18 protein-coding genes and 1 pseudogene are annotated in these 17,274 nt (G+C 53.0%); 12 read left to right on the top strand and 7 right to left on the bottom strand.

What is annotated here, in order from left to right:
- Positions 1-43 precede the first annotated feature (43 nt).
- Complete coding sequence (locus tag ABLV17_RS24560) at positions 44-1,081, top strand: AbrB family transcriptional regulator (RefSeq protein ID WP_308958410.1); 1,038 nt, start codon at positions 44-46, stop codon at positions 1,079-1,081.
- 28 nt (positions 1,082-1,109) lie between these two features.
- Here ABLV17_RS24560 and tpx read toward each other — a convergent pair whose 3' ends face one another.
- Complete coding sequence (gene tpx, locus ABLV17_RS24555) at positions 1,110-1,616, bottom strand: thiol peroxidase (protein WP_087859393.1); 507 nt, start codon at positions 1,614-1,616, stop codon at positions 1,110-1,112.
- A gap of 102 nt (positions 1,617-1,718) precedes the next feature.
- On the opposite strand from tpx, the gene ycjG reads away from it, so the two are divergent.
- Positions 1,719-2,684, top strand: coding sequence for an L-Ala-D/L-Glu epimerase (gene ycjG, locus ABLV17_RS24550; RefSeq protein WP_308958409.1), 966 nt, complete (start codon positions 1,719-1,721; stop codon positions 2,682-2,684).
- Here ycjG and mpaA read toward each other — a convergent pair.
- Positions 2,675-3,388: a murein tripeptide amidase MpaA gene (mpaA, locus tag ABLV17_RS24545; RefSeq protein WP_015366282.1), complete on the bottom strand. Its 714-nt coding sequence runs from the start codon at positions 3,386-3,388 to the stop codon at positions 2,675-2,677. The two genes, ycjG and mpaA, sit on opposite strands and share 10 nt — an antisense overlap.
- Positions 3,389-3,478: 90 nt before the next feature.
- Between mpaA and ABLV17_RS24540 the strand changes: the two are divergent.
- Positions 3,479-3,541 (top strand): annotated as a pseudogene (locus tag ABLV17_RS24540) (hypothetical protein); the annotation flags it as partial.
- A 35-nt stretch (positions 3,542-3,576) separates the two neighbouring features.
- Positions 3,577-5,193, top strand: coding sequence for an ABC transporter substrate-binding protein (locus ABLV17_RS24535; RefSeq protein WP_308958408.1), 1,617 nt, complete (start codon positions 3,577-3,579; stop codon positions 5,191-5,193).
- On the opposite strand, the gene mobH is transcribed toward ABLV17_RS24535, so the two are convergent.
- The 4 genes from mobH to ABLV17_RS24515 form a co-directional block, all read right to left on the bottom strand.
- Entirely contained in the window at positions 5,122-6,420 is a 1,299-nt protein-coding gene (gene mobH, locus ABLV17_RS24530; RefSeq protein ID WP_308958406.1) for a MobH family relaxase, read from the bottom strand. The two genes, ABLV17_RS24535 and mobH, sit on opposite strands and share 72 nt — an antisense overlap.
- A gap of 124 nt (positions 6,421-6,544) precedes the next feature.
- Positions 6,545-7,456: a zincin-like metallopeptidase domain-containing protein gene (locus ABLV17_RS24525; RefSeq protein WP_308958404.1), complete on the bottom strand. Its 912-nt coding sequence runs from the start codon at positions 7,454-7,456 to the stop codon at positions 6,545-6,547.
- 334 nt (positions 7,457-7,790) lie between these two features.
- Complete coding sequence (locus tag ABLV17_RS24520; protein WP_308958403.1) at positions 7,791-8,618, bottom strand: SDR family oxidoreductase; 828 nt, start codon at positions 8,616-8,618, stop codon at positions 7,791-7,793.
- A 72-nt stretch (positions 8,619-8,690) separates the two neighbouring features.
- Entirely contained in the window at positions 8,691-9,839 is a 1,149-nt protein-coding gene (locus ABLV17_RS24515; protein WP_308958401.1) for an iron-containing alcohol dehydrogenase, read from the bottom strand.
- Between the two features lie 132 nt (positions 9,840-9,971).
- Between ABLV17_RS24515 and ABLV17_RS24510 the strand changes: the two genes are divergently transcribed.
- Positions 9,972-10,934 (top strand): LysR family transcriptional regulator, encoded by a 963-nt coding sequence (locus ABLV17_RS24510; protein ID WP_216655603.1) that lies wholly within the window; start codon positions 9,972-9,974, stop codon positions 10,932-10,934.
- 51 nt (positions 10,935-10,985) lie between these two features.
- Here ABLV17_RS24510 and ABLV17_RS24505 read toward each other — a convergent pair whose 3' ends face one another.
- Positions 10,986-12,038, bottom strand: coding sequence for a LacI family DNA-binding transcriptional regulator (locus ABLV17_RS24505; RefSeq protein WP_086630286.1), 1,053 nt, complete (start codon positions 12,036-12,038; stop codon positions 10,986-10,988).
- A 222-nt stretch (positions 12,039-12,260) separates the two neighbouring features.
- Here ABLV17_RS24505 and ABLV17_RS24500 point away from each other — a divergent pair, with 222 nt between their 5' ends.
- The 7 genes from ABLV17_RS24500 (at position 12,261) to ABLV17_RS24470 (ending at position 17,217) form a co-directional block, all read left to right on the top strand.
- Positions 12,261-12,701 (top strand): PTS sugar transporter subunit IIA, encoded by a 441-nt coding sequence (locus ABLV17_RS24500; RefSeq protein ID WP_020078611.1) that lies wholly within the window; start codon positions 12,261-12,263, stop codon positions 12,699-12,701.
- 10 nt (positions 12,702-12,711) lie between these two features.
- A complete protein-coding gene (locus ABLV17_RS24495) occupies positions 12,712-12,978 on the top strand; it encodes a PTS sugar transporter subunit IIB (RefSeq protein WP_087859397.1) in 267 nt (88 codons plus the stop codon).
- A gap of 31 nt (positions 12,979-13,009) precedes the next feature.
- Complete coding sequence (locus tag ABLV17_RS24490) at positions 13,010-14,272, top strand: PTS ascorbate transporter subunit IIC (protein WP_308958396.1); 1,263 nt, start codon at positions 13,010-13,012, stop codon at positions 14,270-14,272.
- Between the two features lie 21 nt (positions 14,273-14,293).
- Positions 14,294-14,971: a D-allulose 6-phosphate 3-epimerase gene (gene alsE, locus ABLV17_RS24485; protein ID WP_308958395.1), complete on the top strand. Its 678-nt coding sequence runs from the start codon at positions 14,294-14,296 to the stop codon at positions 14,969-14,971.
- A gap of 266 nt (positions 14,972-15,237) precedes the next feature.
- A complete protein-coding gene (locus tag ABLV17_RS24480) occupies positions 15,238-15,702 on the top strand; it encodes a PTS sugar transporter subunit IIA (RefSeq protein ID WP_308958393.1) in 465 nt (154 codons plus the stop codon).
- Between the two features lie 53 nt (positions 15,703-15,755).
- Positions 15,756-16,067 (top strand): PTS fructose transporter subunit IIB, encoded by a 312-nt coding sequence (locus ABLV17_RS24475; RefSeq protein WP_001028229.1) that lies wholly within the window; start codon positions 15,756-15,758, stop codon positions 16,065-16,067.
- A 43-nt stretch (positions 16,068-16,110) separates the two neighbouring features.
- Positions 16,111-17,217, top strand: coding sequence for a PTS fructose transporter subunit IIC (locus tag ABLV17_RS24470; RefSeq protein ID WP_308958391.1), 1,107 nt, complete (start codon positions 16,111-16,113; stop codon positions 17,215-17,217).
- Positions 17,218-17,274: the final 57 nt, after the last annotated feature.

Genomic DNA, 17,274 nt, shown 5'->3' with positions numbered 1-17,274 from the left:
GGGAAGGTGACGGTTGGTGCTGCAACGGGATTGGCCTCAGTGGATGATATTACTGGCACTCTCCGCCGTGCTCTCCTTTGTGCTGTTCTGGCTCCACCTTCCTGCCGCGCCGCTGCTTGGCCCGCTTATCGCCGGAATTACCCTTAGTCTGCGCGGCGCCACGATTCGTCTCCCTCGTCCATTCTTCATCTCCGCTCAGGCTATCATCGGCTGTATGATCGCCCGCGCGCTAACCCCGTCTATTTTCGGCGTTCTGGCCGATAACTGGGCGTTGGTGTTGATTATCCTCCTTTCCACGCTGGCTATCAGCGCGCTGACCGGCTGGCTGCTGGTGCGTTACAGTTCGCTACCCGGGGCAACCGGCGCGTGGGGAAGCTCGCCGGGCGGCGCATCGGCGATGGTGGTAATGGCGCAAGAGTATGGCGCCGACGTTCGTCTGGTGGCCCTGATGCAGTATCTGCGGGTACTGTTCGTGGTCGGCGCGGCGGTAATGGTGGTGCGTTTGGCGCTCGGCGGCGAGGCGCAGGAAATGACTCAGCATATCGTCTGGTTCCCGCCGTTGACTTTTAATCTACCGTTAACGCTGCTATTGACCGCGGTCGCCGGTTGGTTGGGGTTACGTTTACGCATCCCTTCCGGGGCAATGTTGTTACCGATGCTGGCCGGCGCGCTGGCCCAGGGCGAAGGCGTGCTGTTGCTGGAGCTACCGGAATGGTTACTGGTGCTGGCCTATACTGCGCTCGGCTGGACGGTTGGCCTGCAGTTTAATCGCGATATTTTTATGCTGGCGCTGAAGACGCTACCGCAAATCATCGTCGCCATCGTCGGCTTGATCGCATTATGCGCGCTGATGGCTTTAGCGTTGACGCACCTGCTGCCGCTGGATTTTCTCACCGCCTATCTGGCGACCAGCCCCGGCGGTCTGGATACGGTGGCGATAATTGCCGTCGGTACCCGGGCGGATATGTCCTTTATCATGGCGATGCAAACGCTGCGCCTGTTTACTATATTGCTCACCGGCCCGGCCACCGCGCGGTTGATTTCGCGCTATGCGCCGCGCAAAGAAAAAAGCCTCCGTTGAAGGAGGCTTGATAACAGAAAGAGGGCGATTACGCTTTCAGCGCAGCCAGCGCCGCATCGTAATCCGGCTCTTCGGTGATTTCGTTAACCAGTTGGCTGTAAACCACCTGGTCGTTTTCATCGAGAACAACGACTGCACGTGCTGCCAGACCGGCCAGCGGGCCTGCGGAGATAGCAACGCCATAATCTGCCAGGAACTGCGGCGCGCGCAGGGTAGACAGGGTGATCACATTGCTCAGGCCTTCTGCGCCGCAGAAACGGGACTGCGCGAACGGCAGGTCAGCGGAGATGCACAGCACGACGGTGTTGTTCAGCTCAGAAGCCAGTTGGTTGAATTTGCGAACCGATGCCGCGCAGACGCCGGTATCGATGCTTGGGAAAATATTCAGTACTTTACGTTTACCAGCGTATTGGCTCAGCGTGACGTCAGAGAGATCTTTGGCGACCAGCGTAAACGGCTGCGCCTTCGCGCCAGCCTGCGGAATGGAGCCCTGAACAGACACTGGGTTACCCTGGAAATGTACGGTTTGCGACATGGTTATCTTCCTGTTTACATATAGTTAACGTCGTAGTTAGTGTATGACATCAGCCAGCAACACGGCAAACTCTATTTAACATTTACCTAAGAGGCCCAGGGAATGCGCAACCTTCGAGTTTTTGAAGAATCATGGCCGCTACACACGCCGTTTGTTATCTCTCGCGGCAGACGCAGCGAGGCCAAAGTGGTGGTGGTGGAAATAGAAGAGGATGGCGTAAAAGGGGCCGGAGAATGTACGCCTTATCCGCGCTACGGGGAAAGCATCGCCTCGGTGATGGCGCAGATTATGGCGATCGGCGAGCAGCTTGAGCGCGGCGCCACCCGCGAGCAGGTACAACAGCTACTGCCGGCAGGAGCCGCGCGCAATGCCGTTGACTGCGCGCTGTGGGATCTGGAGGCGCGCCGCGCGGGGAAAACGTTGCCGCAGCTGCTTGGCGTCAATCTGCCGCGCGAAGTGGTGACGGCGCAAACCGTGGTTATCGGCACGCCGGAGCAGATGGCGGCCAGCGCCGCCGCGCTGTGGGAGAAAGGCGCGCGGCTGCTGAAGGTCAAGCTCGACGATCATTTGATTAGCGAGCGGCTGGTTGCTATTCGCGACGCGGTGCCGCAGGCGACGTTGATCGTTGATGCTAACGAAGCGTGGCGTGGAGAAGGTCTGGCGGCGCGCTGTCAGCTTTTGGCCGATCTTGGCGTGGCGATGCTGGAGCAGCCGTTACCGGCCGGCGCCGATGAGGCGTTGGAAAACTTTATTCATCCGCTGCCGATCTGCGCCGATGAGAGCTGCCATACGCGGGAAAGCCTACCGGCGCTGCAGGGCCGCTACGAAATGGTCAACATTAAGTTGGATAAAACCGGTGGTCTGACCGAGGCATTGCTGTTGGCGCAGGAGGCTGAACGGCTGGGGTATAAGAGGATGCTGGGCTGTATGCTTTGTACTTCACGGGCCATTTCCGCCGCGCTGCCGCTGGCGCCGTTGGCCCGTTTCGCGGATCTCGATGGTCCGACGTGGCTGGCGGTGGATGTGGAGCCGGCGCTGCAGTTCAGCACCGGCGTGCTTCATCTGTGAGTGTGCCAGTGCAGTAAATCGGTCATCGCCGCGAGGTACTTTTCTGTCGCTTCGTCGGCGGAGACCGGCGGAAATTCGGCGGTAATGCACGGCAGGCCGATATCGGCGCACCAGCTGCCAAAAGAGCCCGGCGTTTCGTAACCAACGCTGCCTACCAGCGGTAAATTAAAGGCCCCGGCGAGCCATTGTCCCAGCTCGCTGTGCCCGGGGTCCTCAATGCAGGCCAGCGGATCGTGGAAGGAGACTACCCACGCCGGATGGATCTGGTGGATCAGCTGGCACAGCGCCTGGGTTTCGGGCTCCGAACCCGGTTTTTCCCCGGTCAGCAGTACCACATCCCGCTCTTCTGCTGCGCTATTCCAGCGATACACCGTTTCACCCGCCTTCCAGTTAGCGGCCGGGAAGTTTCGATTGAGATCGATACCGCGGGCGTTGGCGCGTAACCCTAGCTGACAGCCGTCAGGGTTGACCGTTAATACCACGTGATGGCGACGCAGCTCCGGTTTTAGCGTGCGCAACGCGCAGGAGAGGGTGACAATCGACGAGTTTTCGTCGCCGTGCGTGCCGGCGATAATCAGACCGCTGCGGCTATCAGCCAGCGGAGCGGGGAACCACAGCAACGGCGCGCCGAGATGCGACTGGCCGTAACGTTGCGTACCTGGCGGGAAAGCGCCGCGCAGGGGGCGAGGACGTGAAACGGGCATAGGGTATCCTGTCATCAGGTTATTGTTAGCAGTGTTGTAGAAAAGCGTCCCGGAATCAAACGCTTTCCTTCTCTAGCGAAAAAACTCGTCATGTCAATTTTCTATCATAAGCCGTTTGCAATTTCAGGTGGGGAAACAAATAATTATCGCTCTGCCAGCACTGGTTTGTTCATTTAAAAGGGGATCTCATGAAGTATCCTGTCACATTGACATGCGGCGCGCTGTGGTTAGCCAGCGTTTCTTCTCTTGCCTGGGCGGCGGATGTGCCTCCAGGAACCGTATTAGCTGAAAAACAGCAGCTGGTACGCCATATAAAAGACGAGCCCGCTTCATTAGATCCCGCTAAAGCCGTCGGCCTGCCGGAAATTCAGGTTATCCGCGATTTGTTCGAAGGGCTGGTAAACCAGGACGCGAAGGGCAATATCATCCCTGGCGTGGCGACCCGCTGGCAGAGCAACGACAACCGCGTCTGGACCTTTACCCTGCGCGATAACGCGCGCTGGTCCGACGGTACTCCGGTGACGGCGCAGGATTTCGTCTATAGCTGGCAGCGTCTGGTGGATCCGAAAACCACTTCGCCATTCGCCTGGTTTGCCGCCTTAGCGGGTATCAGTAATGCGCAAAATATTATTGATGGTAAAGCGGCGCCGGACACTCTCGGTGTGACGGCGGTCGATGCCCACACGCTCCGCGTGCAGCTAGATAAACCGCTGCCGTGGTTCAGCAACCTGACCGCCAGCTTTGCGTTCTACCCGGTGCAAAAAGCGAATGTCGAAAGCGGCGCTAACTGGACGCGCCCGGGCAGCCTTATCGGCAACGGCGCCTATGTGCTGAAAGACCGGGTGGTGAATGAGAAACTGGTCGTCGTGCCGAATACACAGTACTGGGATAACGCCAAAACGGTGATTAAGCAGGTGACTTTCGTGCCGATTAACCAGGAATCGTCGGCGACCAAACGTTATCTGGCGGGTGATATTGATATCACCGAATCCTTCCCGAAAAATATGTATCAGAAACTGCTGAAGGATATTCCCGGACAGGTCTACACGCCGCCGCAGTTAGGTACCTATTATTACGCCTTCAATACCCAGAAAGGGCCAACCGCCGATGAACGCGTGCGTCTGGCGTTAAGTATGACCATCGACCGGCGGATTATGGCGGAGAAGATCCTCGGCACCGGTGAGAAACCGGCCTGGCGATTCACCCCTGACGTTACCGCAGGCTTTACCCCGCAGCCTTCGCAGTTTGAGAGCATGAGCCAGGCCGAGCTGAATGCCCAGGCTAAAGCGCTGCTATCGGCGGCAGGATATGGCCCGGACCGTCCGCTGAAGCTGACGCTGCTGTACAACACGTCGGAAAATCACCAGAAAATCGCCATCGCCGTGGCGTCGATGTGGAAGAAAAATCTCGGTGTGGATGTGAAGCTACAAAACCAGGAGTGGAAGACCTATATCGATAGTCGAAATACCGGTAATTTTGACGTTATTCGCGCATCGTGGGTAGGGGATTACAACGAGCCGTCGACCTTCCTGTCGCTGCTCACATCAACCCATACGGGCAATATTTCGCGCTTTAACGATCCGGCTTACGATAAGATCCTCGCCCAGGCGGCGCAGGAAACCTCGGAAAAAGCGCGTAACGATGATTACAACGCGGCAGAGAAAATCATCATGGCCAAAGCGCCCATTGCGCCAATCTATCAGTATACCAACGGCCGCCTGATCAAGCCGTGGTTAAAAGGATACCCGATCACCAATCCGGAAGACGTGGCCTACAGCCGCACGATGTATATTGTGAAGCACTAATCGGTACTCCGGTATTGCTGGCGCTTTTTGCGGGAGCGGTTCGCAATCAGCGTCAGCATTTCCATTCGTATTGCCGGACACCATTTCCGGGATGACTTCCCCCTGAAAGACGTGAGGTCGCAGCGAGACGTCCGGCCAGAGGGTGGCGGGAGACAGTTTCAGTAGCGTCAGCGGCGTGCCTGGCGTCCAGCCAGTGGCATCACGTATATCACAGCGCCAGATGGCCCGATCGCCGTTTGGCAGCAGCAACCGTTGCGCCAGTAGTTCGTCAAACAGTCGGCTGTTGTTATCCGGTACGCCATTCACCCCATGTTGCAGTAGCCAGGCTCTTAGCTTATCGGCGCAGGTCTTGCTCACCAGCCATAAGGCGTCATCGGTAAGCCAGCCATCGGAACCGCACGCCTGACGATTGAGCGCCAGCTCATGCTGCAACAACCAGCGGATCCCAATAAGGCACTGCTGCGGCAGAGCAGGGCGAGGCTGGTTCAGCGCGGTGTTGATATCGCCGCCCAGGCTGGCGGAGACCGAGGCGCAGTCAGCCTGTTGTACCAGTTCGCCAATGGCCCCTGATTTATCGGGATGCCCGGTGAGTGCATAAAGAAAAGCGGCGAACAGATCTGGCGATTCCGCCAGCCAGCGTAAAACCGCCTCCGGCAGGAGAGAAGGGAGCTGGCATCCGGCGGCGACGGGATGCAGATGATAATCCCGCCCCGGCAAATATCTCAGCCGGTAAGGTAATTCTGGTGCGCCTGACCACGGAAACCAGCGTTCACCGTTGCTGAGCTCTGTTTGTACATCCGCGATGAGCTTACCACTGTCGTGCAACAGCGCAGCCAGCGCGACCGCCGCTGTCCATCTGTCGGCTATCCGGGCCTGTTCTTCTGGCGGCGCACCGGGGGGAAGCAGCCGACTCTGGCGCAACCGGACGGCGTAAACGGCCACTTCCAGACTGTGATCCAGCAGGCCGCCGGGGTAAGCGTGATGGTGATGTTCCGATGCCGGGAATTGCTGTGTCAGTGCGGCGTAGCGTGCTACTGGCGTCAGATACAGCGAGCGAAACAAGGGGCCAGGCAGCGCGACAAGCTGACGCAACTGGTGGATGAGCGACTGTCGCAGCGGAGAGGCCAGTAACTGTTGCGCGGGGAGTGGTGTGAACCAGCCTTCGGGTAACGTGGCTTCTGGCGCAGGGTGTGGTGTTTCCTCGTGTCTGAACAGCCATTTCATCATGATAATCCCCCTTTTCGGGAAGGCCCGTTCCCCTTGTCCTCCCTTCCTTTGTCTTTCGCCCTTATCCTTAAAAAATGACCGGCATCGCGCTGCCGGTCAGTCAAAAAACAACATAATTTTCAATTCAGGCAGAGAGCCGTTGCGGTTGTTCCGTCTGTTTCAGCAACCAGTCACAGGCGTTACGGGCCTGCCCGCTGGCGCGGAAGATGGCCCGATTATCCTCCTGCAATATCTGCAACCAGCTTGCGATATAGCTGGCATGTTGCAGCCTGCCGGGGATCCCCGCGTGGGCGCAGAGAAACGCAGAACCCAGCTCCGCCGTCAGCTCTTCGGCGGCATACATCGCATTACCAAACTGCGCCGCGCCAGAGGTTATCGCTTCCCGGTTGAGCCGCGAGGCATGTCCGGTCGCGTGGGTCAGTTCATGCAGCAGGGTACTGTAATAGTGCGCCTGACTCTCGAACTGTTCCGGATGCGGCAGTACGACAATATCCCGCGAAGGATAGTAATATGCCCGCTGCTGGCGGCGATGGATTACCGGCACCCCGGAGTATCGCCTGATCGCTTCTGCTGTCTCCTGTGGCGCATCAACCTGGGCTATCGGCTCAAAAAAGGCGGCAGGCAGTCCTTCACACTGTGCCACATTAAACAACCGGAACTCCCGTACGAGCGCAAAATGGCGAACCTGCGGGTTGCCATCTTTATCCGCTACCGGCGCACCGTTGCTGCCCAGCACCTCTTTCTCCTGCGGCAGATACAGCACCGCCAGCGAGGATTTCTCACCCTTGCGGACATTTCCGCCTGCTTCAATGGCCTGGTGGAAGGTCAGCCAGCGGTCATTTTCATAACCGTTTTTGTCGGCGCTGCGCCATAAAAGCGGCACGTTGATGCTGTGATAGGCCCGACCGGAAGCTGCATTAATCGGGAACACCGGTTCACCATCCCGCCAGGGACGTACCCAGGGCGGACATCCCTGTTGTAGTGCCTCGATAATTTCATCCGTCACTTTCTGGTAAATATTGTTGCTTCTGTCCATATCGTTATCCTCATGGAAAGAAGCCGGTGTTCTTCCCCAACCGGAGAGAACCCCGGCAAAGGGAAGATTCCGCGCTCTGATGAACGCAGGTTATGAACCGCACCGTAATGGTGTGCAGCCTGTCGGTTCTGGCTGCGGGCGCTGATCGGATCAGCCTGAAACAGGGAAAGTGTCTGGCGGAGTGGCGGGCAGGGGAACAAAGAATTGAAACAGCGATGAAAAGATTTCTACTAAGAATAAGTGGACGGTCGCGACAGTTGATGGCCGAACGAAACATCCCGCGATGCCCCGTTCGGCCACTTAGAATGAAGTTTTTTATGTAAACAAAAACGATTCAGGGGCGGAGTTCTCCGTACTTATAAGAGGCCGTCACGCCGCCATCAATCAGAATATCGCTGCCGCTGATGTACGTTCCCGCTGGCCCGAACAGAAATTCGGCTAACGCGCCAATCTCATCCGGCGTTCCGCCGCGCCCGGCAGGTGACTTTTCAAGCATGTTTCGGTAAAAATCGCCACGTTCAGCGCTTGTCAGTTCATCGTAGGCCAGAGGGGTGAAAACAATTCCCGCGCTGATACAGTTGATGCGAGCCCCGCGTTTCCCCCATTTTACGGCCTCGGCCATCACCCGCAGCGCATTCCCGCGTTTAGAGATTTGATAGGCATACAGGCTGTCATCAATTTCTTTAACCAGCGGCAGTTCCAGCAATGCCTCCGGTGACAGGGTTGCCAGCGCATCAGCCTGTGCCTGTGAAAGCGCATCAATATTCAGGCGGTGGCTGGACTGAGAGCCAATCACCACGGCGGAGCCACCCGGTGCAATGACTTTTCCGAACTCTTCAAATACCACCGCAGTGCCATACAGATCCACACGCAGAATATCCTGAGCTTTGGCCTGCGAAGGTGATAAGCCTGCCGTGTTGATTACCCCTTTAATTTCGCCATGCCGGGTCGCTATCTCGACTAGATCCTGTACGGATTTTCGGCAAGCAATATCGACAATTGCGGTACTGACCGTGAAACCTGCGCGGGTCAGGGTGTTTTCAGCTTGCTGGGTATTTTCGGATTTGATATCTGCCAGCAAAATATGCTTACCCACGCCGACTCTTCGCGCAATCGCCTGGGCAATGGCCCCACTGCCAATAACAACAATGACTTCTTTCATGCAAAATACCTCAATCTCATGGGCGAATGTGCGCCGTGCTTTTTCGCCAGCGCACACCTTTGCGGTTTAGTGTTATAACGCCAGTTTAAGAATGGTGGTCAGCGTTTCCTGAGTATAGGTCTCCGCCAGGCCAAACCAGCGGGTATTTCCTTTCAGGTTTTCCAGTATGGCTGGCATATCGGCCTCTGTAATGCCTAACTGTGACAGACGGGTCGGTGTGCCAATTTTATCGAACCACGCTTCGAGCGCGGCAATGCCTTCTTCTGCGGTTCCTTTACCAAATAGCGTCCGGGCAAAGCGCGCAAACTGTGTCGGGTTTTGGCTGTGATACCACTTCATCCACGCAGGCATGACCACCGACAATCCCGCCCCGTGCGGGACGTTAAACAGCGCGGAAAGTGAGTGTTCAATCATGTGGTTAGGGTAGCTGAAGCCCGAGGTCCCGGCATAAGTCAGCCCATTTAGCGCCAGCGTGGACGCCCAGGCAAATTCGGCGCGGGCGTTGTAATCTCCCGGATCTTTTAACAACATTTCTGTTGTCTCCAGTACCGTGGCAATCACTGACTCAACCAGACGCGACTGGATTTTGGGTTGTACCGCTGCGGCGAAATAGCCTTCAATCGAATGGGCGATAATGTCGGCGGCGGAATAGACCAGATAATCACGGGAAACGGTCTGCATCAGCGTCGGATTGACGACAGAGACCTTCGGAAATGTATGTACAGATTGAAGAGCAAACTTCTCCCGGGTGACGTCATTGGTGATGACGGCGCCGCTGTTCATTTCGCTGCCGGTTGCCGCAAGCGTCATAATCGAAAATACCGGTAACGCCGCATTGATCTGCCCTTTACCAATAAACAGATCCCAGACATCCCCCTCATACAGGGTACCTGCTGCAATGGATTTGGCGCTATCAAGCACCGAGCCGCCGCCCACGCTCAACACCGCATCAACCTGATGTTCCCACGCCGCCTGAATACCTTCCCGAACCTTAGAGAGTAACGGGTTACTGACAATGCCGCCAAACTCAACATAGCGGATCCCATGCTGCGTCAGGCTCTGGCTAATCGTCGCAAACAAGCCATCGTGTTTGATGCGCTCGCTGCCGTAAGCCAGCAGGACATTTTTGACGTTATGTTCAGCCAGAATCTGGCCAATAAGCTTTTCTTTGTCTGAGCCGAACTCAATACGGGTCGGATTATAAAAACTGAAGTTATCCATCTCACTGCCTCTCTGAAATTAAGTCCTGATATTTGCGAAGTGCCACTACTATAAGAAAATGATTTACAACCAACTAGACGGTAACTGGATGAATCAGTTACAACTAAATGATGTAAATAAGCGGAAGCGACCATGATTAATGAATTGCGCTCTATGACGACGTTTGTCCGTACGGTTGAGCTGGGAAGCCTGAGTAAAGCCGCAGATGCTCAGCAGATATCACCCCAGGCGGCGAGCAAGGCCTTAAAACAACTGGAAACGCATCTGGGGGTGAGGTTGTTCCACCGTACCACGCGAAATATGTCATTAACGGAGGAGGGTCAACGTTTCTTTGAAGCGGCAAAACCTGCATTAATGGGGCTGCAACAGGCGCTGGCGACGGTGCAACAGACGCGCGAGGAGTTTGCCGGACCGTTACGTATCGTCGGTCCGCGTTCAGTTGTTCAGCAGGTTATTAAGCCCGTGCTGATTGAATACAGCCGACTCTACCCGGAAGTTCAGCCCGATGTGCAACTTGATGACGGGATAACTAACTGGGTTGAGAAGCGAGTGGATGTCGGTTTTCGTATCAGCGTTTCGCCGCAGGAAGGGCTGATTGCCCGTCGCTTGTTCCCCCTACAGTTGATCATTTGTGCTTCGCCAGCCTATTTGCGTAAATATGGCGTACCGAAAACGCTGCACGATCTCAGCGCCCACCGGTGTAGCGTGTTTCGCCATGCCGCAACCGGGCGCCTGATCCCCTGGACAGTGAAGTCCGGGGACAATGTGCAGGATCATCATGTTAACCCTGCCATGTCGACCAATGATGAGATGCTGGAGTTACATGCTGTATTGATGGGAGAGGTCATTGCGCAACTGGCCGGGCCGACGGCAGCGCAATACATTCGAACAGGTCAGCTTGTTCCGCTGTTACCTGAGACTATTACCGATATACACAGCTTATTTTTGTATTACGGAAGTCGTGTCGCACAACCGCTCAGGGTTCGCCGCTTCATCGACCTTGCGATTGAACGCTTAGCCAACAGGCAGGACGTGGTGTTATCAGCAGAGGAAATCAGCCTTGCGCATATTCAGGGGACAACCAGTTACTCATAGTTATCCTGCCGTATTCGGCGGGATAACAAATCAATAAATATGTCGCCAACGCTACTGCTTTCTGGTGCTGGCGCGAACTTGTAACGCTGAGGGTAATTCAATGAATTTATCCGTCGAATTACCCGCCAGTAGCTCAAGCAATGTTTGTCCTGCGAGGGTTCCCGTTTCACTCCAGGGGAATTCGACGGCAGTCAGCGCCGGTGAGCAAACGGCGGCAAGAGTCCCCCCGCTCAGGCTTGCCAGTGCCAGAGAGTCGGGCACTTTTTGCCCCGCGCCATGGCAGGCCATAATGCAACCGCAGGCGATTTCATCGGATGTGCAAATCAGCGCATCAAGCTCAGGCCAGGTGATACGAATATCGCCGAGCAGGTTCAGGCCGGTCGTAATGCCTGCCGGCAGGTGAGAGGTCACCACGCGATGCGGGGAGTGGTTAACGGAGAGCATCGCGCTGTTCCAACCGCTTAGTACCTGGCGAAACATAATGTTATTGGAAGCCGTGCAAAGCAGGCCGATATTTTTATATCCGGTCTGTACAAGCGATGTGACCAACTTTTTGATGGCTGCGGCATAGTCAACGCCAATGCTGACCCAGCTCGCATCGCGATTGATGGCACCAATCTCAACCACCGGCACGCCGGTGTTACTTATCATTTGCGAACAACTGCTGATGTTATCAATATTGAATTGAACAATCGCAGCCGGGTTGTAAGCGAGCATTTGCGCAAAAGCTTTTTCTTCACTCTGTCCACCCTGGCCGGACTCGATAAACATCATGCTATAGCCCTGGGTCGTGAGCACGGTCTGCAGTGTTTCGGAGACGGCAAGAAAGCCCGGGGAGGAAAAAGAGGGAACCACGCCCATCACCAGACTGGAGTCAGCAGAGGCAAGGTTGCGGGCCTGCAGATTTGGCACATAGCCCAGCTCGTTTACCGCTGCTTCAATACGTGTACGCAGTTCAGGATTCACTTTTTCAGGCATGCGTAACGCGCGTGACACGGTCATCGTGCTCACGCCGACCAGTTTTGCCACTTCAGCAAGCGTAATTTTACCGGTGTTTTTCCTGCGTTTTTCTCTCGCGCTATCGTCCGCTTCTAACGTCTGCACTGGTGTCCTCCTTTCGCCTGACTGGGCAGCCATTGTAAATGATGTTTGGCATTTTGCGCATTGCCCAACTGCAAAGTAATGATAAGTATGGATAACAAAGTTAGCGGTAACAAGAATTTTAACATTATTGCCGTGTTAGCGCTAACTTTGAGATGAAGATCACGGTAAGCCGCGAAGAGATTCCACTATAGTAGGCTCACTTTCAATGCTATCGGGGAATTTATGATCACGACCTGGTTACCAACGGAAAATATCCAGATTGTGGATTCAGTCAGTGACTGGAAACAGGCAATTACGTTATCGGCTCAACCCTTATTGGCGAAAGAGGCGATTACTGAAGATTATATTCAGGCCATTTTTAACAGCCATGAAAAACTTGGTCCTTATTATGTTTTAGCGCCTGGTCTGGCGATGCCTCATGCTCGCCCGGAGCAAGGTGCAATTAAAAATGGTTTATCGCTTTTGCATATTAAAAAAGGCGTTTCTTTTGGCTCGGAAGAGAATGACCCTATTTACGTCGTGATTATGCTGTGTGCGCTTTCGGGAGATGAACACATCAATATGATTACAGCCCTGGCGGACATTTTTAGCGATGATGAACGACTCTCAGCACTGCTGAAAGCCTCATCAATGACGAAAATTCAAGCCGTTATCAATGGATAGTGAGGTAGAGATGAAAAAGGTTCTGATTGTTTGCGGTAACGGGTTAGGTAGTAGCTTTATCGTTGAAATGAATGTAAAAAAAATTATTAAAGAGCTGAATAAAGAAGCAGAGGTTTCCCATACCGATCTGACTTCGGCAAAAAGCGAAACTGCCGATATTATTCTTAGCGCCAGGGATATAGCTGAACATCTGTCCAGCCATTCTGCGCAGGTTTTTGGTTTATCTAACCTGCTGGATAACAATAAAATAAAAGAAATTCTTTCCGAGAATCTCTGATTAATTATTTGCGGCCTTACGGAGTCATTCTATGCTGCAGTTTATTATTCATGATGTGTTGGGCACACCAGCAATACTGGTCGGTCTGTTTTCCCTGATCGGCTTATTATTGCAGAAAAAAGCAGTTTCCGACGTTATTTCCGGAACCCTCAAAACCATTATGGGGTTTGTAATATTAACATCCGGGGCGGCGATTGTCGCCACGACGTTAACGACGTTTAGCCAGCTGTTTGAGCACTCCTTCCATATTCAGGGTGTTGTCCCCAATACTGACGCCATGGCGGCGCTGGCGCAGAAAAACTATGGTACCGCGACAGCCATGATCATGGTGCTGGGGATGTTGTTTAACATTGTCCTTGCCCGAATTACGCCGCTGAAATACATCTTCCTGACGGGCCACCACACGCTGTATATGTCGGCGATGCTGGCCGTCATCCTCTCAGTCGGTGGTCTGTCGCCGTTCTGGGTGGTACTGGTGGGGGCGGTGATCCTCGGCATCATGATGGTGGTCTCTCCGGCTATTCTGCAGCCATTTACCCGCAAAATTACCGGCACTGATGACCTGGCGCTGGGCCACTTTGGTTCAACCGGGTATCTGCTTTCGGCGCTGGTGGGAAAAGCGATCGGTAAAGGCAGCCCGTCGATTGAAGAGCTGAAGGTGCCGAAAACGCTGAACTTCCTGCGTGACTCCTCGGTGGCCATCTCACTGACGATGATGATCCTGTTCCTGATTCTGGTACTGGTCGCAGGTAAAGCGTTTGTTGAGACCAGCATCAGCGGTGGTCAGAACTTTATCATCTTCGCCATTATCCAGTCGCTGACCTTCGCGGCAGGCGTGTGGATCATCCTTGCGGGTGTTCGCATGATTATTGCCGAAATTGTTCCGGCCTTTAAAGGCATCGCCGACAAGCTGGTGAAAGACGCTAAACCGGCGCTCGACTGTCCAACCGTCTTTCCGTTCGCCCCGAACGCGGTGATAGTCGGCTTCCTGTCAAGTTTTGCCGCTGGTCTGGTGAGTATGTTCATCTGCCCACTGCTTGGTTTAAGCGTCATTGTTCCCGGCCTGGTGCCGCACTTCTTCTGCGGCGCGACGGCGGGCGTTTACGGCAACATCTGCGGCGGTCGTCGCGGCGCGGTGGTGGGGGCATTCGCTCACGGTCTGTTGATTTCTTTTTTGCCCGCGATTTTGCTGCCTCTGATGGGCGACCTTGGCTTTGCATCCACCACCTTTGGCGATGCGGACTTTGGCGTTGTTGGCATCATTCTTGGGCATGTCGTGTCACTGTTTAACTAACTAATTTTATAGAGGTGAGGTATGGCAGCTAAATTTTCGCCCTCGTTAATGTGTATGGATTTAACGCAGTTCAGAGAGCAAATTACGGCAATGAACGGTCGGGCTGATTTTTATCACGTCGATATTATGGATGGCAGCTATGTAAAGAACATTACGCTATCACCGTTCTTTATCGAAAACCTGAAAAAAATTACCGATGTGCCGATCGACGTACATCTGATGGTGAATCATCCGGAAGATATTATTCCAATGTGCATTGATGCAGGGGCCGATATTATCAGTTTCCATCCTGAGACGGCGAATAACAAAATATTCCGGCTGTTGAACCAGATTAAAGATGCGGGCCGTCGCTGCGGTGTGGTGCTGAACCCTGCGACTCCGGCTGATGCGATTAAAGAGTACGCCCACCTGCTGGATAAAGTGACCGTCATGTCGGTTGACCCAGGCTACGCAGGCCAGAAGTTTATCCCGGAATCACTCAATAAAATTAAACAACTGATTGCGATGCGCGAAGCGCATGGTTACCACTATCTGACCGAAATTGACGGCTCCTGTAACGAGAAAACCTTCAATGTTATCTCCCGGTCGGGCGTTGACGTCTTTATTGTGGGAACCTCGGGCCTGTTCTCCCTGGCGGATAACGTCAGCGATGCATGGGATAAAATGGTCGATATCTATCAACGCGAAATCGCTGCCTGAAAATTGCAGCGCGCTCAGCCGTATTGAGCCATTGTGCAGTGCAAAGAGTCTATTTAACCGGTCTGTCTCTTTGCCTTCGCGTTAGATTTATATGGTTGAGAGCGCTGTAACCCTTTTATATCTGGAGTTCGTGACGACTCATCGCACGCTTGCGAATGCTTTCTATTGATGCTGTGGGCCCCGGCGGGTTTGGCAGACTGCGTGGTGGTAGAAGCCGGTATTGCTGATTACTGATGATCATTTATTTACATTAACGAAGGTGACTTATGGACATTTCGAGTGTGCTGAATGTAAGAAATATCAAATTGAACATGATGGCTAAAAGTAAAGAAGAAGCAATTGAAGAATTAACTGACTTATTAGTGCATGATGGCGCAGTTATTAATAAAGATGTTTTTCTGAAAGATGTCTGGTTACGTGAGGAGCAGGGCTCTACTGGATTCGAAAATCATATTGCGATCCCGCATGGTAAATCCTCAGGAGTAACCCGTACGGCATTGGCCATTGGACGAACCCAACATCAAATCCCATGGGAAACGATGGATGGTAGCGACGTTCGCTGTATTATTTTATTTGCTGTATGCCTGGTGGACCAAAATGCCACCCACATCCGATTATTATCACAAGTTTCAGGTTCACTTGCCGATGAAGAGATAGTGGAGAAATTACTGAAGGAAGATTCCCCTCAGAAAATTATTGATCTATTGAACGCTGAAGGTGCCAGCGCTTAATTTAATTATCATATCTACCATAGCATCAAAACAACCAACTCTGGAGAATAGTTATGAATATTGTTGGAATTACAGCTTGCACCGTAGGCATTGCACACACCTATATTGCGCAAAAGAAAATTGAAATAGCAGCAAAAAAAGCCGGGCACAATGTAAAAATTGAAACGCAAGGCACTATAGGTATCGAGAATGCCTTGACCGCTGAAGAAATTGCCCAAGCCGACATCGTCCTGTTAGCCGCCGATGTTAAAGTTTCCGGTGAAGAAAGGTTTGCCGGCAAGAAAGTCGTCAAAGTACCTACGGAAATGGCCGTTAAATCACCAAATAAGCTTATTGAAAAGCTTGGTGAATTAGTCAATTCATAACACCTACCTATGCGTATCCTATATAAAATAAAGGGCGTAATTTATGAATATAAAAGAAATATGGAAAGCAGCAAACCCTAAAGGTCATCTGCTGACTGCCATCTCATTCTTGATTCCGATTGTCTGTGGTGCTGGGTTTATTATTGCCATCGGTATGGGTTTTGGAGGGACGGTTCAGGACTCTTTAGTATCGGGTCAATTTGACCTGTGGCAGACTTTCGCTACCATGGGGGCTAAGGCGCTCGGACTATTGCCCGTCGTTATTGCTATCGGAATTTCCGGTTCAATCGCGGGTAAGCCGGGTATTGCCCCTGGTTTTGTTGTCGGTCTGGCAGCTAATGCTATTGGTGCGGGTTTTATCGGTGGCATGATCGGTGGCTACATTTCCGGGTATATTGCTCTTGCTATCATTAAAAATGTAAAGGTTCCTGGCTGGGCCCGGGGTTTAATGCCTACATTGATTGTGCCTTTTTTTGCGTCCATTTTCAGTGCTCTGCTCATGGTCTATATCATCGGCACGCCTGTTGGTATTTTTACCGATGCCCTCACATCGTTCCTGAGAAGTATGGGTACTTCATCTAATTTACTATTAGGTGCTGTTATTGGGGCGTTGTGTATCGTTGACTTTGGTGGGCCGATCAATAAGACGTGCTTCGCATTCGTCTTAACTCTCCAGGCACAGGGTATAAATGAGCCAGTTACGGCCCTGCAGTTAGTTAACACAGCAACACCCATCGGTTTTGGACTGGCATTTTTTATCGCCAAACTGTTTCGCAAAAACATTTATAATAACGAAGAAATCGAAATGCTGAAATCGGCGGTTCCTATGGGGGTAGTGAATATTGTTGAAGGATCTATACCTATAGTTATGAATGATATCGTTCGCGGTATTGCAGCAGCGGCAATCGGCGGTGCTTGTGGCGGTGCAATCACCATGGTATATGGCGCTGATGCAACTGTACCTTTTGGTGGTGTATTGATGCTGCCAACAATGTCAAACCCCATGGCGGGTATTATGGCGTTGATAGTTAATATATTAGTCACAGCAACCGTCTATGCTGTCATCAAAAAAGATGTACCTCGCGATGTTGTTATAAACAATGATCAAGAAGAGGAAGATATCAACTTCGATGACATTAAAATTAGTTAAGTATATACATAATGGTATGCAGTAACATGCTGTCGCGCTCACAATGAATTGTGATAA

The organism is Klebsiella sp. CN_Kp091 (genome assembly GCF_040065095.1).
Lineage (GTDB): Bacteria > Pseudomonadota > Gammaproteobacteria > Enterobacterales > Enterobacteriaceae > Klebsiella > Klebsiella aerogenes.
The sequence above is the reverse complement of the archived record's forward strand: the minus strand, read 5'-3'. Positions and strand labels throughout refer to the sequence as shown.

Excerpts from the sequence above, each read along its gene's own strand:
- ABLV17_RS24560 (WP_308958410.1), top strand. The coding sequence starts at position 44 with ATGATATTACTGGCACTCTCCGCCGTGCTCTCCTTTGTGCTGTTCTGG.
- tpx (WP_087859393.1), bottom strand. The coding sequence starts at position 1,616 with ATGTCGCAAACCGTACATTTCCAGGGTAACCCAGTGTCTGTTCAGGGC.
- ycjG (WP_308958409.1), top strand. The coding sequence starts at position 1,719 with ATGCGCAACCTTCGAGTTTTTGAAGAATCATGGCCGCTACACACGCCG.
- mpaA (WP_015366282.1), bottom strand. The coding sequence starts at position 3,388 with ATGCCCGTTTCACGTCCTCGCCCCCTGCGCGGCGCTTTCCCGCCAGGT.
- ABLV17_RS24535 (WP_308958408.1), top strand. The coding sequence starts at position 3,577 with ATGAAGTATCCTGTCACATTGACATGCGGCGCGCTGTGGTTAGCCAGC.
- mobH (WP_308958406.1), bottom strand. The coding sequence starts at position 6,420 with ATGATGAAATGGCTGTTCAGACACGAGGAAACACCACACCCTGCGCCA.
- ABLV17_RS24525 (WP_308958404.1), bottom strand. The coding sequence starts at position 7,456 with ATGGACAGAAGCAACAATATTTACCAGAAAGTGACGGATGAAATTATC.
- ABLV17_RS24520 (WP_308958403.1), bottom strand. The coding sequence starts at position 8,618 with ATGAAAGAAGTCATTGTTGTTATTGGCAGTGGGGCCATTGCCCAGGCG.
- ABLV17_RS24515 (WP_308958401.1), bottom strand. The coding sequence starts at position 9,839 with ATGGATAACTTCAGTTTTTATAATCCGACCCGTATTGAGTTCGGCTCA.
- ABLV17_RS24510 (WP_216655603.1), top strand. The coding sequence starts at position 9,972 with ATGATTAATGAATTGCGCTCTATGACGACGTTTGTCCGTACGGTTGAG.
- ABLV17_RS24500 (WP_020078611.1), top strand. The coding sequence starts at position 12,261 with ATGATCACGACCTGGTTACCAACGGAAAATATCCAGATTGTGGATTCA.
- ABLV17_RS24495 (WP_087859397.1), top strand. The coding sequence starts at position 12,712 with ATGAAAAAGGTTCTGATTGTTTGCGGTAACGGGTTAGGTAGTAGCTTT.
- ABLV17_RS24490 (WP_308958396.1), top strand. The coding sequence starts at position 13,010 with ATGCTGCAGTTTATTATTCATGATGTGTTGGGCACACCAGCAATACTG.
- alsE (WP_308958395.1), top strand. The coding sequence starts at position 14,294 with ATGGCAGCTAAATTTTCGCCCTCGTTAATGTGTATGGATTTAACGCAG.
- ABLV17_RS24480 (WP_308958393.1), top strand. The coding sequence starts at position 15,238 with ATGGACATTTCGAGTGTGCTGAATGTAAGAAATATCAAATTGAACATG.
- ABLV17_RS24475 (WP_001028229.1), top strand. The coding sequence starts at position 15,756 with ATGAATATTGTTGGAATTACAGCTTGCACCGTAGGCATTGCACACACC.
- ABLV17_RS24470 (WP_308958391.1), top strand. The coding sequence starts at position 16,111 with ATGAATATAAAAGAAATATGGAAAGCAGCAAACCCTAAAGGTCATCTG.